The organism is Rathayibacter sp. AY1F4 (assembly GCF_002931775.1).
GTDB lineage: Bacteria > Actinomycetota > Actinomycetes > Actinomycetales > Microbacteriaceae > Rathayibacter.
Window position 1 is genome coordinate 84,399 of record NZ_PSVE01000001.1, and the last position, 14,857, is coordinate 99,255.

Consider the following 14,857-nt stretch of genomic DNA (forward strand, 5'->3'; position numbering starts at 1 on the left):
CCGACGTGGCGTCCCGCGGGGAGGTACTGGGGGGATGCAGCAGTCGGAGGGGCGCGAGCCGGACGAGGTGCGCCGGTACGGGGAGGCGCCGGAGCAGATCGCGGACGTCTTCCGCGGGGCGCCCGGCGGGGCGCGCCGGCCGGTCGTGCTCGTGCACGGCGGATTCTGGCGGGCGCGGTGGGACCGGCGGCACGCCCGGCCGCTCGCGGCGGCGCTGGCCGACCGCGGGCACGACGTGCTCCTCCCCGAGTACCGGCGCACGGGCGACACGGGAGGCGGGTGGCCGGGCACCGGTGACGACGTCCTGGCCGTGCTCGCGGCGCTCCCGGCACTGCTGCCCGGCGCCGGACCGGTCACCCTCGTCGGCCACTCCGCCGGCGGCCACCTCGCCGTCTGGTCGCAGGCCGCGCGTCCGTCGCCGCACGTCGCCGCTGTGGTGGCATTGGCGGGCGTGCTCGACCTGGCCGCCGCCTCCACCGACCGCCTCAGCGACGACGCCGTGGGAGAGCTCCTCGGCGGCGACCTCGCGCTGCTCCCGATCGCCGACCCCGCGCAGCTGCCCGCGCCGCCGCAGCCGACCACGCTGATCCACGGCGTACTCGACGAGGACGTCCCCGTCGCCTACAGCCGCCGCTACGCCGACCGGCACCCCGCCGTGCAGCTGCACGAGCTCGCCGACGCCGACCACATGGCGCTCGTCGATCCGACGACGCCCGCCTTCGCGATACTCCTCACAGCGCTCGGCTGACGCGCGCCGGGAGCAGGACTGCGACGCTCCCGCCCGCCGACGCGCGACGGGAACGGGCCCCCTACAGGACCGGCGGATACAGGAAGAGCGGGACCTGCGCGGTGGGGAAGGTGCGGGTCACGTAGCTGTGCTTGCCGCCGTAGTTGTACTCCTCGAGGAGCACGGTGCCGTCGTCGTTGACCTTCTGCACGTACGAGACGTGGTTGTAGGTCCACCACGCGACGCAGCCGACGATCGGGACGCTGCTGGTCGCCCAGCCCTTCGCGGCCCAGTTGTCCGGCCACTCGTAGGCGCTGCCGCCGAGCGGGGTGATGTTCCCCCACGTGTACTTCCACGGCGCGGAGGTGCGACCGGCGTCGCGGTTGAGGCGCCAGGCCACGAAGTCGACGCACTCGCGGTAGTAGTAGCCGAGGGGCGAGAGTCCGCCGCCGTCGTCGTCGATGGTCTCGTAGGGCCACGGGTAGTCGTCGCCGACCGCGCGGGTCTGCACGGTCGAGAACTCGCCGCCGTTGGATCCGGAGAGCACGGCCGCCTGGCGGCTGGCCTCGTCGAGCTGCGCCTGGGTCGGGGCGGCGAAGGCGTCGCGGACGGCGGTCTGACCGGCGGCGTCGGAGGAGACGGTGAGGTTCTGGAGGCCGACCCGGTTCGCGGCGGTGCGGCCGGTCGCGGTGGCGGAGGAGCTGCGGGCGCCGTACGCGGGGATCGCGGCCGTGGCGAAGAGGCCGCCGACCACCGAGAAGGTGCCGAAGGCGAGGGCGCGACGGCTGAGGCCACGGGCTCGGGCGGGTTCGGCGGCGCGGGGAGCGACGGGGCGGGAGGCGGACGCGCGGCGCGGTGAGGCCGGGATCGACCGGGAGGCGGGGGAGGCGACGGCGGGGACCTCGACCGAGACGGTCGGAGCGGTCGCCGCGGCCGTTGCGGCGTCGACGGCGGTGGGCGCGGAGTCGCCAGCGCCTGCGGAAGCGGCGGAGTCGTCCGATCCGCTGCCCTCGACCGCGGCACCGGCGGTCGCCGCGCCCGTCTCCGCCTCGGCCAGGGCCGCACGGCGCTCGGCCTCGCGCGCCTCGCGCCGGGTCAGGGATGCAGTGGTCGGGGTGCCGGCACTCTCCTCAGGGGTGGGAATGCCTGGCTTCGACACGCGTGCGTTCTCCTCGGATGACGGTGGTGACGGGGGTCGGGCGCCGGTGGGGATCCGGCGACGAGCCACTCTAGCCCGAGGCCCGTGCATAACGGAACGATCACGACGGATCCGGCACAGATGCTCCGACCGCTCGCGCCCGCGCGGTGCCAGGATGGGGCGCAACCGGGAAGGAGCTCCTCATGACCGCACCCACCCCCACCGGGCCCGTCCTCGTCGGCATCGTCGACGGCCAGCGACCCGAGGTCCTGCGCACCGCCGCCCGCGTCGCCGCCGACGCCGGAGCCGCACTGCTGCTCGTGTCGGTCTCGGCCGATCCGTACCTCGTCGGCGAGTACGTCGATCCGATGACAGGCGGCATCCCGCTCGGCTTCGTCGGCGCCGCGGCCGACCGCGGCGAAGGCCCGTCCCTCCCGCCCGGGCTCCGCGAGACGGTCGAGCACGAGCTGGACGGCAGCACCGTGCAGTGGTCGCTGCGCGCGGCGCGAGGCGAGCCCGCCCTGGCGCTCGCCGAGGTCGCCGAGGAGGTCGACGCGCGGATGATCGTGGTCGGCACCCGCGACGCGGGCGTGCTCGCGAGCATCGCCGAGTTCCTCAGCGGGAGCGTCGCCGCCCACCTCGCTCACCGCCAGCACCGCCCCGTGCTCGTCGTCCCGCGCGCCGACCGCGACCCGTCGCGCCCGGCGCCCTGGGACCTCGCGGAGTGACGCGACCCCTCCACCTGCGCCCCTCCGCGATCCTCCTCGTCGCGGCGGGCGGAGCCGTCGGCACGGCTGCCCGCGCCGCGATCGGCGCCGCACTGCCCCCGCTGGGCGTCGTGCCGGTCGCGACGATCGCCGTGAACCTGCCGGGCGCGTTCCTCCTGGGCCTCCTGCTCGAGGCGCTGGCGCGGCGCGGGCCGGACGAGGGCGGGCGCCGCACCCTCCGCCTCCTGCTCGGCACCGGCGTGCTGGGCGGATTCACGACCTACAGCACCTTCTCGCTCGACACGGTCGCGCTGCTCGAGGGCGGCCACGTCGTGGAGTACCTGCTCTACACCGGCGGCACGCTCGTGCTGGGCGTGCTCGCCGCGGCGCTGGGCATCGCGGTCGCGGGGCGGCGGAGGGCGGCGGCGTGACGCCCGGCCTGCTGCTCGCGGTCGCTCTCGCGGGCGGAGTCGGAGCGGCCGCACGGCTCGTCGTCGACGGGGTCGCGCGGTCGCTCGTGCCGGCGCGCTGGCCGGTCGGCACCGCGCTGATCAACGTCAGCGGGTCGCTGCTGCTCGGAGTCGTCACCGGGCTCGTGCTGGCCGGCGTCCTCGACCCGGTGTGGCGGGCCGTGCTCGGGACGGGCGTGCTCGGCGGCTTCACCACGTTCAGCACGGCGAGCGTCGAGACCGCGCGGCTGCTGCTCGACCGGCGCTGGGCGGCCGGCCTGGGCTACGGCGTCGGCACGGCGGCGCTCGCCGTCGCGGCGGCCGCCGCGGGCCTCGCGCTGACGGGCGTCCGGCTGTCCTGAGCGGCGCGGTGGGGTGCTCAGGAACGGCGTGCGGCTCCGCTCCTCGCCGCCCTTCGCCGCCACCCGCCCCTCCGCGCGACGACCCCCGGTCGAGGGACGCCTCGACCTCCGGAGCATGGGTGAAGATGGGCGGATGACATCCGTGGGGGGCGTTCCGGAGCTCAGGCTGGCCGTCGTCGACGACCAGCCCCTCTACCGGCACATGCTGTCGTCGCTGCTGCGCGCGGTGCCGGGCGTGAGGAGCGTCGTGGAGGCCGGATCCGCCACGGAGGCGCGGTCGGTGCTGCGGCCCGCGGAGCTCGACGTGGCGATCCTCGACATCGAGCTCGGCGACGGGGACGGCATCGAGCTCGGGCGCCGGCTGCGGTCCACCGCGCCGGGGCTGGGCATCGTCCTGCTCTCGGCCGTCGACGCGATGCACCGCTTCCTCCGCCTCGACCGCGCCGAGGCCCGCGGCTGGAGCTACCTCTCGAAGACCTCCTCCCTCTCCGCCCCCGCCCTGCTCGCCTCCGTCCGCGCGACGGCGGACGGCCGCACCGTGCTCGATCCGGCGCTGGTCGCGGCCCGCGCGGCCCGCCGCGACTCCCCGGTCGCCGCGCTGAGCCCGCGCCAGTACGAGGTGCTCTCGGGTCTCGCATCGGGGTTGACCAACGCCGCGATCGGCGAGCGCCTCGGCATCGCGGTCCGCTCGGTCGACAACCACGTCAACGCCGTCTACGCGTCCCTCGGCGTCCGCTCGGACGGCGAGCGCAACCCGCGGGTCGACGCGACGCTCCTCTTCCTCGAGCACACCGGATGAGCGCCGGCCCGCGCGACGCGCGCGAGGACAACCGCATCGTCCTCGGAGCGATGGCCCTCCTGGGCGGCGTGCTCTCGCTGCTGGCTGCGCTCCAGGCCGTCTTCGCGCTCGGGATGCTGTCGCGGACGCTGCGGGGCGTCGATCCGGGGCCGCTGCTCGACGTGACGACGCGCGTCCTGGTCAACGTGTCGACGATCGGGCTCGCGATCGCCCTGGTCGCGGTGCTGCGTCCCGAGGGCTCGACCGGCAGCGGCCGGGTGGCCCGGACGGCGGTCATCGCCGTGGGGATGGGACTCCTCCGCTGCTGCCTCCAGGTGCTGACCGGCGTCTACCCGCTCTCGGCCCTCCCCGCTCTCGCGGTCGAGCTGGTCGTCGGTTCCACGGTGATCGCGCTGATCACGGCCTACGGCTACCTGCTCGTGCGCGCGGCGCGGCGGGTTCGCGAGAAGGAGCGGGAGCACGCCCGCGCCTCCGTGCAGGCGCTCGAGGCGGTGCAGGCCCTGCAGCGGGAGGAGCTGCGGGTGCGGCGCGACGTCGCGCAGAGCCTGCACGGCGGCCTCCAGAACGGACTCGTGGTGCTGACCGCCGAGCTGCACGCGGTCGCGAGCACATCCGACGAGGCGGCCTCGGAGCGGCTGCTCGCCATCGCGGCCCGGCTCGACCGGCTCCGCGAGGACGAGGTGCGCGCAGTCGGCCACGCCCTCTACCCGGTCGAGATCGACCACGGCCTGGTCCCCGCCGTCCGCGACCTCGTCGCGCGCCTCCCTCCCGAGATCGCCGTCGACGTCGACCTCGGCCGCATCCCGGCGCTCGCCGCCGAGGGTGCCGAGCCGCCGCTCGACCAGCGGATGCTCCTGGTCCGGTTCCTGGAGGAGGCGGTCACCAACGCGCTGAAGCACGGCGGCGCCTCCTCGCTGCGGGTGCGCGGCGACGAGGAGGCGGGCGTCGTGGTGCTCACCCTCGACGACGACGGCCGCGGACTCGTCGAGGGGTCGACGCGCTCGGGCCTGGCGCGGCTGGAGCGGCAGCTCGCGGTCTACGGGGGCTCGCTGGAGCTCTCGGACTCGCCCGTGCTGGCGGGGGCGCGGCTGAGGGCGCGGCTCCCGCTGTCCGGCGCTGCGCCCGGCGGGGACGGCGGCGGGGCGGAGTAACGGGACGGGCGCTCCCGCCGTCCCTCGCGTCGAACGCAGGGCGGTCCGAGGGACGGATTCATGCCGGATGGCGAGCCGTCTCCTCGTGCCCGCCCCTCACGCCGGGTAGACCAGCAGATCCTCCGGAGCGACGGTGAAGCCTGCCTCGCGGCCGGGCGCGAGGTCGAGGCGCGCCGCGTCGGCCGCCGGGACGTCGGCGGTCAGGAGCGCGCTGCGCACCCGCACCGCGTCTCCCCGCTGCTCCACATCGGTGATCACGGCGCGGAGGCCTCCCTCTCCGACGGAGACGGCGGAGGGGCGGACCGCGGCGAGCACCGCGGCGCCGACCGCGACCGGCTCGGCCGCGACTCCGGACAGCTCGTGGCCGTCGGCGGTGCGCAGACCCGTCGCGGTGCGGACGCCCTCGAGCAGCTCGAGCCCGGCGAGCTCGGCGGTGAACGCGGTGCGCGGGCGCGTGAGGACGCGGGCGGTCGGCCCCTCCTCGACCACCCGGCCGCCGTGCAGCACCAGAACCCGGTCGGCGAGGGTCCAGGCGTCGAGCACGTCGTGGGTGACCACGATCGCCGAGCGGTCGGCGAGCACCTCGCGGAGCATCCGGCGGAGGAGCGGGGCGGTCCGGGCGTCGACCGCGGCCAGCGGCTCGTCGAGCAGGAGGAGGCGCGGGTCGGTCGCGAGGGCTCGGGCGAGGGCGACCCGCTGAGCCTGGCCGCCGGAGAGGCTCCCCGGGCGCCTGTCGGCCAGGTCGGCCACGCCCGCTGCGGCCAGCTCGCGCTCGGCCCGCTCGCGGGACCGCGCCCGTCCGGCGCCGGCGCTGCGCGGACCGAACGCCGCGTTCTCGCGCACGCTGAGGTGCGGGAACAGCAGCGGGTCCTGCGCCAGCAGGGCGACGGGGCGGCGGTGCGGAGGAGTCCACCGGCGGTCGTCGAAGAGCAGGTCGCCGCCGGCGGTCGCCCGCCCGGAGTCGGCGCGGACGAGGCCGGCGATCAGCGCGAGCACGGTCGACTTGCCCGCGCCGTTGGGCCCGAGCAGCGCGATCGTCTCGCCCTCGGCAACGTCGATCCGCACGTCGATCCCGCGCGCCGCGAGCCGCGCCTCCAGCAGCAGGCTCACCGCGGCACCCCCCGGGCGGAGCGGCCGTGCGCGAGACCGATCACGAGCACTGCGACCACCACGAGCACCAGCGCGAGGGCGACCGCCGCGTCCGGATCGCTCTCGCGCTGCAGGTAGATCTCGAGCGGGAGGGTGCGCGTCGTGCCCTCGAGGCTGCCGGCGAAGGTCAGCGTCGCTCCGAACTCGCCCAGCGCCCGCGCGAACGAGAGGATCGCGCCCGAGGCGAGGCCCGGCAGGATCAGCGGCAGCGTGATCCGCCGGAGCACCGTCCCGGGGGAGGCGCCGAGCGTCGCGGCGACCGACTCGTACCGCGCGCCGGCGCTGCGCAGCGCGCCCTCGAGCGTCAGCACCAGGAACGGCAGGGCCACGAAGGTCTGCGCGATCACGACGGCGGTGGTCGAGAACGCGATGCGGACGCCGAGGGCCTCCAGTGCGCCGCCGAGCAGGCCCATCCGCCCGAAGGTGAAGAGCAGCGCCAGCCCGCCGACCACCGGCGGGAGCACCAGCGGCAGCAGCACCAGCGAGCGGAGCAGGCGCTGGCCGGGGAAGGCCGTGCGGGCGAGCACGAGGGCCATCGGGGTGCCGAGCAGCAGGCACAGCAGGGTCGCGACGGCGGAGGTGCGCAGGCTCAGCAGGAGCGCGGCGACGGAGGAGTCGGAGGTGATCAGCGGCAGGAACTGCGGCCAGTCGACGCGGGCGAGGATCGCGGCGAGCGGGAGCAGCACCAGCAGGGCGCCGAGCGCGGCGACGGCCACGACCCAGCGCGGCAGGCCGGACCCGGTGCGCATCAGCCGCGGGCGAGCGGCGTCTCGACGATGACCGTGGTCGCCTTGACCACCGCCACCGCGGGAGATCCGGGCTCGAGCCCGAGCTCGCGGACCGCCTCGCTGCTCATCAGCGAGACCACGCGGTGCGGACCGCACTGCAGCTCGACCTGCGCCATCACGGTGTCCATCACGATGCCGGTGACGATCCCGACGAAGCGGTTGCGGGCCGAGCGCGCGACCGGGGACGGATCCTCCGGCAGCACGGCGTTCGCGCGGGCGAGCCGGGCGACCTCGAGGCCGTCGACGACGCGTCTCCCGGACGCGTCCTTCGCGCTCTCGAGCGTCCCGTTCTCGATCCAGCGCCGCAGCGTGTCGTCGCTCACGCCGAGCGCGGCGGCGGCGTCCCTGATCCGTATCTGCGGCATGGAGTCGATCCTACGTCCGCGGCTGAGGCTGTGCCATGTCCGTCTCCTCTCCACGAGGCGCCGCCGCGGTGCGCCTCCTCCGGCGCGCCGCGTACCCGCACGGCATCTCGCGGAGAGGGAGGAGCGGAACGCGGAGGAACGGGCGCTGGGGATCCCGGGCCCCGCGCGCAACCCCCCGGAGGACCGGCGGGAGCACGACGCACGCTGAAGGGACGACGACACAGGAGGCGGCATGCGCGCGATGGTCTACCGGGGCCCCTACAAGGTCCGCGTGGAGGAGAAGGACCGGCCGAGGATCGAGCACCCGAACGACGCGATCGTCCGGGTGACGATGGCGGCGATCTGCGGATCCGACCTGCACCTCTACCACGGGCTTCTCCCGGACACCCGGATCGGCCACACCTTCGGCCACGAGTTCATCGGCGTGGTCGACGAGGTCGGCTCGTCGGTGCAGAACCTCAGCGTCGGCGACACGGTGATGGTCCCCTTCACCATCTCCTGCGGCTCCTGCTGGTTCTGCTCCCGCGGCCTCTACTCCAACTGCCACAACGTGAATCCGAACGCCACCGCGATCGGCGGCATCTACGGCTACTCGCACTCGGCGGGCGGCTACGACGGCGGGCAGGCGGAGTACGTGCGCGTCCCGTTCGCCGACGTGGGCCCGACGAAGATCCCCGAGTGGCTGCCGCACGAGGACGCCCTGATGCTCACCGACGCCTTCTCGACCGGCTACTTCGGCGCGCAGCTCGGCGACATCGTCGAGGGCGACACGGTCGTGGTGCTCGGAGCCGGACCGGTCGGCCTGGCCGCCGCGCGCTCCGCCTGGCTGATGGGCGCCGGCCGCGTCATCGTCGTCGACCAGATCGACTACCGCCTCGCCAAGGCCCGCGACTTCGCCTTCGCCGAGACCATCGACTACACCGAGGAGGACGACCTCGTCGTCACCCTCAAGAAGACCACCGGCGGGCTCGGCGCCGACGTCGTGATCGACGCGGTCGGCGCGGAGGCCGACGGGAACCTCCTCCAGCACGTCACCGGCGCCGAGCTCACGCTGCAGGGCGGCTCGCCGATCGCGCTCAACTGGGCGATCGACGGCGTCCGCAAGGGCGGCACCGTCTCGGTGATGGGCGCCTACGGTCCGCTCGCGAGCGCCGTCAAGTTCGGCGACGCCGTCAACACGGGCCTCACGCTGCGGATGAACCAGGCCCCCGTCACCCGCCAGTGGCCGCGCCTGTTCGAGCACATCCGGACCGGGCACATCACGCCCAGCGACCTGATCACGCACCGCATCCCGCTCGAGCACGTCGCCGAGGGGTACCACCTGTTCTCGTCGCGCACCCGATCGCCTCGAGCCGCGGCCGGACCGACGTGCGCCACCAGATCCTCGACCCGCTGCTCGTCGGCGGCCCCTGGGTCCTCGCCGCCCTCGGCGCCGTGGCCGTCGCCCGCCGCCTCCTGCGCTGACGCCCGTTCCCCTCTCGCGAGAGGCCGCTCCGGTACGCCGCCGTCGGCGTGTCGCGGACCGGAGCGGCGTCCCGCGGAGGAGGACGCAGTCAGCGGCTGCGGGGCGCGGCGCCGGCGGTCGGCGCGGTGCGGGTGTCGACGCTCGCCGTGAGTGCCGCGGAGTAGCCGGACGCCGGGCTGCCGGACATCGTCGCGAGCTGCAGGGCTCCGCCGTCGTCGCCGAAGACGGAGTCGGTGTCCAGGCCGACCCGGGCGAGGTTCGCGGCCGAGCCCGCGTACGCGTCGAGGGCGTAGACCGCGGTGCACGCCTCCTCCTGCAGGGCGACCTGCGAGGTCGCGATCGCGTTCGACGCGTCGGTGATCGAGTCCACTCCCGGGTACACCTCGAAGTGGATGTGCGGCCAGCGGCCGGAGTAGCAGGCCGGGACGATCGAGGCGAAGGAGACGACGCCCGACGCGTCGGCGACCTGCACGCCGCGGAGGTACGTCTCGTCCTCGACGCCGCTGGAGTACATCGAGTAGTCCCCGTTCGCGTCGCAGTGCCAGACGTACACGGCGGCTCCGGCGAACGGCACGTCCCCGTTCGCCGCGTCGAGGATCGTCAGAGTGAGCGCCAGGGGGACCCCGTCGGCCGTCGCGCCGCCGCCGATGCTGGTGCGCAGGTCGCTGCGGACGATCCCGGAGCGCTCGAGGACGTCGACCCCGTTCGAGCCGTCGCCCGGGTAGGGGCCGGCCGTCTCGTCGGGGATCTCGCCGGCGACCGCGGTGCCGGCCCCGGCCGTGGCGGTCGCGGTGGGAGTCGCGGTGGCGGTCGCGGCGGCGGAGGAGGCGGATCCCGATCCCCCGGTGGCGCATGCTGCGAGCCCGAGGGTCGCCGCCCCCGCGCCGACCAGCGTCAGCACGCCGCGCCGTGAGAAGAGGGTCCCCACGTCGAACGGGAGGCCCTGGTCGACCACCTCCTCCTCGGGGCGGTCGAGCCGGCGGCCCTCGTAGGCCGGTCCGTCGGGCGTGCTGCGGGGCTCCGGGATGCGGGTCATGGTCGTGCTCCTCGTCGGTCGTGGTGTCCGTCGCGAGCAACCCTGGCGGCCGGGGCTCTGCGCCTCCGATGACCGTCCTACGACCCTCCTATGACCGACCCGCTGACCGTCCTGCACCCCTCGTCCGACGCCGCGACGCTCCTCACGGCGCTCCGAACCCGGCCGCCGCGAGCACCGCGCGCCCGGCGTCGGAGGCGACGTACGCGACGAAGGCCGCCGCCGTGGCCGGGTCGCCCGCTCCGGTCAGCGCCGCGATCGGGTACGTGTTCACCGCCTCCGAGGCCTCGGCGAAGGGGATGCCGGTGACCGAGCCCGCAGCCCCGCGGACGTCGGTCGCGTAGACGAGCCCGGCGTCCGCCTCGCCCGAGGACACCTTGCCGAGCACGTCGGTGACCGACGACTCCTCGCTCACGGGGGAGATGTCGACCCCGGCGGCCTGCTCGACCGCGACGGCCGCTGCTCCGCACGGCACCTGCGGCGCGCAGACGACGGTGGCGGTCCCGGGCCGGGCGAGGTCGGCGAGCGAGGCGACCTGTGCCGGGTTGCCGGGGGGCACGGCGATCTCGAGCGTGTTCGTGGCGATGTCGACCGGGTCCCCGTCGACGAGCCCGGCCTCGGCGACGGTGGACATCGTGCGCTCGTCGGCGGAGGCGAAGACGTCGGCCGGGGCGCCGTTGACGATCTGCGTCGCGAGGTCGGAGGAGCCGGCGAAGGAGAGCTCGACCTCGGCTCCGGGCTCGGCGGCCTCGAACCCCGTGGCGAGCTCGGTGAACGCGCCCTTCAGCGAGGCGGCGGCGAAGACCGTGATGGAGCCGCCGGCCGAGGACGTCGCGCCGCCGGTGGCCGCATCGCCGGCGGGGGTCGACGGAGCGGAGCAGCCGGCGAGCAGGAGGAGCGCGGCAGCGGCCGGGACGAGGGGGAGCAGGCGACGACGCACGGGGACCTCCGGATCAGGAGTCCGCAGATGCGGCGGACAGCTGATCCTAAGACCTCAGGTGCGGAGAAAGGCTGTAAGTGAGGCCTCAGGTGCGGCGGAGAGACGATCCGAGGATCGGACCGGCCGGGCGACGCGCCTGCGCGAGGACCGACGGGCCGCGCGACGCACAGCGGCGGGCGGACCGCAGCCCTCCGGCTCCGGCCCGCCCGCCGCTCGTCGCGGCCGCCTCGACGGCGGCCCTCCGCTCAGCTCTGCGGCGGCGAGTAGAACTGGAGGTCGTTGCCCTCCGAGTCCTTGAAGGGGAGGATGCGGCCCCACTCGTGGTCGCTGATCTCGCCCTCGATCGACGCGCCCCGCGCCGTGAGGCGCTCCAGCTCGTCCTCGATCGAGCCCTCGGGCTGGAACGAGATGACCGCCCCGCCCTGCTCCGCGACCGCGGCCGATTCGCGGGCGTTCAGGCCGATCATCAGCCCGCCGGCGTCCAGCTCCGACCAGTCGGCCGAGGTGTCCTTGACCTCGAGGCCGAGCGTGTCGCGGTAGAACGCGACCGCCCGCTCCATGTCCGTGACGGGGACCCAGACCGTTGCGACTCCTGATGCCATGCCGTGCTCCTTCGCTCGATGATGCCGTTCCACCGACGCTAGGTCGGGGACGCCCGGAGCGGGGGCCCTTGCGCCGACGCGTCGAGGCTGCTCTCGCGCGGGCGCCTCCTCGCCGAGACGCCACCCCTCGCCGAGACGCCGCCCGCGCGCCGGTGTCCCGGCGCGCAGCGGGACGTCTCCGCCCGGCCTCTGCGCGAACGCTCCCCGCCTCAGCGCTCGGCGACGAAGCGGTGCACCACCGCGAGGTCCTCGTCGCCGAGGCCGGCGTCGACCAGTTCGTGGAACACGGTGCGGAGCGTGCCGAGCAGCGGAGCGGAGGTGCCCGTCGCCTCCGCCTCGTCGGCCGCGGCCCGCAGGTCCTTGTCCATGAAGGAGGCGACGCCGGTCGGCGTGTAGTCGCGGGCGACCAGGGCATTGCGCTTGGTCTCGAGCACGCGGCTGCCCGCGTAGCCGCCCTGCAGCAGGGCGAGCAGCGTGTCGAGGTCGAGGCCGGAGCGCTCGGCGATGACGGCGGCCTCCGCGATCGCGGTCATGGTCGCGGCGACGACGAGCTGGTTGCAGGCCTTCGCCACCTCGCCGGCGCCGAGCGGCCCGAGGCGGACGGCGGTCCCGCAGGCGGACAGCACGGGCAGCGCCCGGGCGACGTCCTCCTCCGCCCCGCCGACCATGATCGAGAGGGTTCCCGCCTCGGCGCCCTCGGTGCCGCCGCTGACCGGGGCGTCGACGAGGCGGAGCCGCGGGTGGCGCCCCGCCAGCTCGCGCAGGCCGGAGGCGGACACGCTGGAGCAGACGACGAGCACGAGGTCCGACTCCGCGGCGAGCACTCCCTCCTCTCCTTCGAGCACCTCCTCGAGCTGCGGCAGGTCCGGCACCATCACGATCAGCACGTCCGAGGCGGCGGCGAGCGAGCGGGCGGAGTCGTGCCACTGCGCCCCGGGGACGGCGCGGCGGGCGCGGTCGGCGGACGCGGGGCGCGCGGTGATCCCGAGCGGGACGCCGGCGGCGACGAGGTGCCGGGCCATCGGGGCGCCCATACTCCCGAGCCCGACGAAGCCGGTGCGCGCGGGCGGGAGGGCGGCGGTCGTGGTGTCCGGCATGCGCCCAGCATATCGAACACGGTTCACAGGAGTGAAGTAGGGTGGGCGCGGGCCGATCCGGGGGAGAGCCTCCCGCACCGTCCCGCGAAGGGACACCCGTGACCGATCGCCTCCGCGTCGTCATCGCCTCGCCGCTCAGCTCCGAGCTGATCGCCCGCATCGTCGAGCTCGAGCCGCGCCTCGACGTCGTCGCCGACCAGAGCCTCCTCCCTCCGATGCGCCACCCCGGCGACCACGGCGGAGACCCCTCCTTCCGGCGCACCCCGGAGCAGCAGCGCGCCTTCGACGAGCTCGTCGACTCCGCCGACGTGCTCTACGGAGTGCCGGACGAGACCCCCGCCGCCCTCGCGCGCACGGCGGCCGCGAATCCGCGCCTCCGCTGGGTGCAGACGATGCCCGCGGGCGGAGGCGCGCAGGTGCGGGCCGCGGGGCTCGACGACGCGCAGCTCGAGCGCATCGCGTTCTCGACCTCCGCGGGAGTCCACTCCGAGCCGCTCGCCGAGTTCGGGGTCTTCGGACTCCTGGCCGGCGCCAAGTCCCTCCCGCGCCTCCAATCCCTCCAGTGCGAGCGCGTCTGGGGCGGCCGGTGGACGATGGGGCTGATCTCGGAGCAGACGGTCCTGATCGTGGGGCTCGGCACGATCGGGCGCGCAACCGCCCGCAAGCTCCAGCAGCTCGGCGCCCGCGTGATCGGCACGAGCCGCCACGAGACCGAGGTGGAGCACGTCGACGAGATCGTCGCCCCCGACGCGATCGCGGAGGTGGCGGGCCGGATCGACGGGGTCGTCGTCACGCTCCCCGGCACCGCCGCCACCGAGAAGCTGGTCGGCTCCGAGTTCTTCGCCGCGCTGCGCCCCGGCGCCTCGTTCGTCAGCGTCGGGCGCGGGACGGTCGTCGACGAGGAGGCGCTGCTCGCCGCCCTCGACGACGGCCGCGTCGGCTTCGCCGCGCTCGACGTGGTGGCGGAGGAGCCGCTCGAGCAGAGCAGCCCGCTCTGGAGCCACCCGAGCGTCCTGATCAGCCCCCACACCGCGGCGCTGAACGTCGCGGAGGACCGCCTGATCGCCGAGCTCTTCGCGCGCAACGCCACCCGCTTCCTCGACGGGGAGCCCCTGATCAACCGAGTCGATACGGTGGAGTTCTACTGACCCCGCCCCCGGAAGAGGACGCCATGGCCCGCCCCGATGCGCCCCCGACGACGGTCGACTCCGACAGGGGCTCGGGCGCCCCGGCCGTGTCGCGCGCCATGCGGATCCTCGACCTCCTCGCCGACGCGGGCGGCCCGCGCACGCTGACGGACATCGCCCGCGAGCTCGGGATCGCCAAGTCGTCGACCTCGAACCTCTGCGCCGCGCTCGAGGAGGGCCGGCTCATCCGCCGCGTCGGCTCCGGCTTCCTCCTCGGCCGGCGCACCGTCGAGCTCGGCAGCCACTACCTCGCCGGCTTTGACCCGGTGCGCGAGTTCTACCGGCTCTGTGAGGAGTCGCCGGTGCTCTCGCGTCAGCTGGTGCAGATCGCGCTGCTCGACGGCACGCGGGTCCTCTACCTGGCGGTGCACGAGGGGCGGGAGCGGTTCGCGCTCTCCGCGAGCGTCGGCGACCGGTACCCCGCCTCCGCCACGGCCGTCGGAACGGCGCTTCTGGCCGAGCTCGACGACAGCGAGATCGCCGAGCGCTTCGCCGACGACCGCGACATCGTCGTCTTCACCGACCGGTCCACGTCCTCGACCCGCGAGCTGCTCCGCAAGGTCGCCGCGGCGCGCGTGCGCGGCTACGCGATCGACGACGGCGAGCTGCACCCCAGCGTTCTGGGCGTCGCCGTCGCGGTCCCGGCCGCCACCCGCTCCGATCTCTCGGTCGCGGTCGGCGTCTCGCTGGTCCGGCCGGTAGCCGACGATCAGGAGGAGGTCGTCGCGGCCCTCCGCGAGGCCGCCGCGGCGCTCGGCCGCCCGCCCCTCGTCGCCGGAGCGCCCGCCTGACGCCTCGCCGTCCATTCCGTTGAATGCCGTTCACTGGGCTGTTACGCTCGGCCCATCCCGCCTCCGCGGGCCGGAGTGAGCGAGGCACCGTGGCGACCAGCAGAACG

At 75.2% G+C, this 14,857-nt stretch carries 16 protein-coding genes and 1 pseudogene; 9 read left to right on the forward strand and 8 right to left on the reverse strand.

Translation table 11 applies throughout. The annotated features are described in order from the left end of the window. The first annotated feature begins 34 nt into the window (after positions 1–34). The gene (locus C5C59_RS00345; RefSeq protein ID WP_104239242.1) at positions 35–748 is read left to right on the forward strand and encodes an alpha/beta fold hydrolase; all 714 of its coding nucleotides are present in this window, start codon (positions 35–37) and stop codon (positions 746–748) included. Between the two features lie 61 nt (positions 749–809). Here C5C59_RS00345 and C5C59_RS00350 read toward each other — a convergent pair whose 3' ends face one another. Beyond that, positions 810–1,886: a CHAP domain-containing protein gene (locus tag C5C59_RS00350; RefSeq protein ID WP_104239243.1), complete on the reverse strand. Its 1,077-nt coding sequence runs from the start codon at positions 1,884–1,886 to the stop codon at positions 810–812. Positions 1,887–2,068: 182 nt separating this feature from the next. On the opposite strand from C5C59_RS00350, the gene C5C59_RS00355 reads away from it, so the two are divergent. The 5 genes from C5C59_RS00355 to C5C59_RS00375 all read left to right on the forward strand — a co-directional run bounded on the left by C5C59_RS00355 (position 2,069) and on the right by C5C59_RS00375 (position 5,333). Further along, positions 2,069–2,593, forward strand: coding sequence for a universal stress protein (locus tag C5C59_RS00355; protein ID WP_104239244.1), 525 nt, complete (start codon positions 2,069–2,071; stop codon positions 2,591–2,593). Beyond that, entirely contained in the window at positions 2,590–3,003 is a 414-nt protein-coding gene (locus tag C5C59_RS00360; protein WP_104251199.1) for a CrcB family protein, read from the forward strand. The genes C5C59_RS00355 and C5C59_RS00360 overlap by 4 nt, the downstream gene beginning before the upstream one ends. Then, positions 3,000–3,383: a CrcB family protein gene (locus C5C59_RS00365; protein ID WP_104226584.1), complete on the forward strand. Its 384-nt coding sequence runs from the start codon at positions 3,000–3,002 to the stop codon at positions 3,381–3,383. Before C5C59_RS00360 ends, C5C59_RS00365 begins: the two co-directional genes overlap by 4 nt. A gap of 133 nt (positions 3,384–3,516) precedes the next feature. Beyond that, a complete protein-coding gene (locus tag C5C59_RS00370) occupies positions 3,517–4,182 on the forward strand; it encodes a response regulator transcription factor (protein WP_104237929.1) in 666 nt (221 codons plus the stop codon). After that, the gene (locus tag C5C59_RS00375; RefSeq protein WP_104237930.1) at positions 4,179–5,333 is read left to right on the forward strand and encodes a sensor histidine kinase; all 1,155 of its coding nucleotides are present in this window, start codon (positions 4,179–4,181) and stop codon (positions 5,331–5,333) included. Before C5C59_RS00370 ends, C5C59_RS00375 begins: the two co-directional genes overlap by 4 nt. A gap of 96 nt (positions 5,334–5,429) precedes the next feature. On the opposite strand, the gene C5C59_RS00380 is transcribed toward C5C59_RS00375, so the two are convergent. The 3 genes from C5C59_RS00380 to C5C59_RS00390 are packed head-to-tail and all read right to left on the reverse strand — an operon-like array spanning position 5,430 to position 7,635. Beyond that, entirely contained in the window at positions 5,430–6,443 is a 1,014-nt protein-coding gene (locus C5C59_RS00380) for a sulfate/molybdate ABC transporter ATP-binding protein (RefSeq protein WP_104237931.1), read from the reverse strand. Next, positions 6,440–7,231 (reverse strand): ABC transporter permease, encoded by a 792-nt coding sequence (locus C5C59_RS00385; RefSeq protein ID WP_104222446.1) that lies wholly within the window; start codon positions 7,229–7,231, stop codon positions 6,440–6,442. The genes C5C59_RS00380 and C5C59_RS00385 overlap by 4 nt, the downstream gene beginning before the upstream one ends. After that, positions 7,231–7,635, reverse strand: coding sequence for a molybdopterin-binding protein (locus C5C59_RS00390; RefSeq protein ID WP_104222447.1), 405 nt, complete (start codon positions 7,633–7,635; stop codon positions 7,231–7,233). Before C5C59_RS00390 ends, C5C59_RS00385 begins: the two co-directional genes overlap by 1 nt. A 232-nt stretch (positions 7,636–7,867) precedes the next feature. Between C5C59_RS00390 and C5C59_RS00395 the strand changes: the two are divergent. Beyond that, positions 7,868–8,971: pseudogene (locus tag C5C59_RS00395) on the forward strand (zinc-dependent alcohol dehydrogenase); the annotation flags it as partial. 217 nt (positions 8,972–9,188) lie between these two features. Here C5C59_RS00395 and C5C59_RS00400 read toward each other — a convergent pair. From C5C59_RS00400 to C5C59_RS00415, 4 genes are all read right to left on the reverse strand, one after another. Next, the gene (locus tag C5C59_RS00400; RefSeq protein WP_104237932.1) at positions 9,189–10,136 is read right to left on the reverse strand and encodes an intradiol ring-cleavage dioxygenase; all 948 of its coding nucleotides are present in this window, start codon (positions 10,134–10,136) and stop codon (positions 9,189–9,191) included. A gap of 142 nt (positions 10,137–10,278) precedes the next feature. Then, entirely contained in the window at positions 10,279–11,073 is a 795-nt protein-coding gene (gene modA, locus C5C59_RS00405) for a molybdate ABC transporter substrate-binding protein (protein WP_104237933.1), read from the reverse strand. A gap of 245 nt (positions 11,074–11,318) precedes the next feature. Continuing rightward, positions 11,319–11,675 (reverse strand): VOC family protein, encoded by a 357-nt coding sequence (locus C5C59_RS00410; RefSeq protein WP_104237934.1) that lies wholly within the window; start codon positions 11,673–11,675, stop codon positions 11,319–11,321. A gap of 209 nt (positions 11,676–11,884) precedes the next feature. Next, positions 11,885–12,772 carry an NAD(P)-dependent oxidoreductase gene (locus C5C59_RS00415; protein ID WP_104237935.1) on the reverse strand — a complete coding sequence of 296 codons (888 nt, stop codon included), beginning with the start codon at positions 12,770–12,772 and terminating at the stop codon, positions 11,885–11,887. 98 nt (positions 12,773–12,870) lie between these two features. Here C5C59_RS00415 and C5C59_RS00420 point away from each other — a divergent pair, with 98 nt between their 5' ends. Next, on the forward strand, positions 12,871–13,920 hold the full coding sequence (locus tag C5C59_RS00420) for a D-2-hydroxyacid dehydrogenase (RefSeq protein ID WP_258062498.1): 1,050 nt from the start codon (positions 12,871–12,873) through the stop codon (positions 13,918–13,920). 23 nt (positions 13,921–13,943) lie between these two features. Then, positions 13,944–14,750 (forward strand): IclR family transcriptional regulator, encoded by an 807-nt coding sequence (locus C5C59_RS00425; protein WP_104237937.1) that lies wholly within the window; start codon positions 13,944–13,946, stop codon positions 14,748–14,750. Positions 14,751–14,857: the final 107 nt, after the last annotated feature.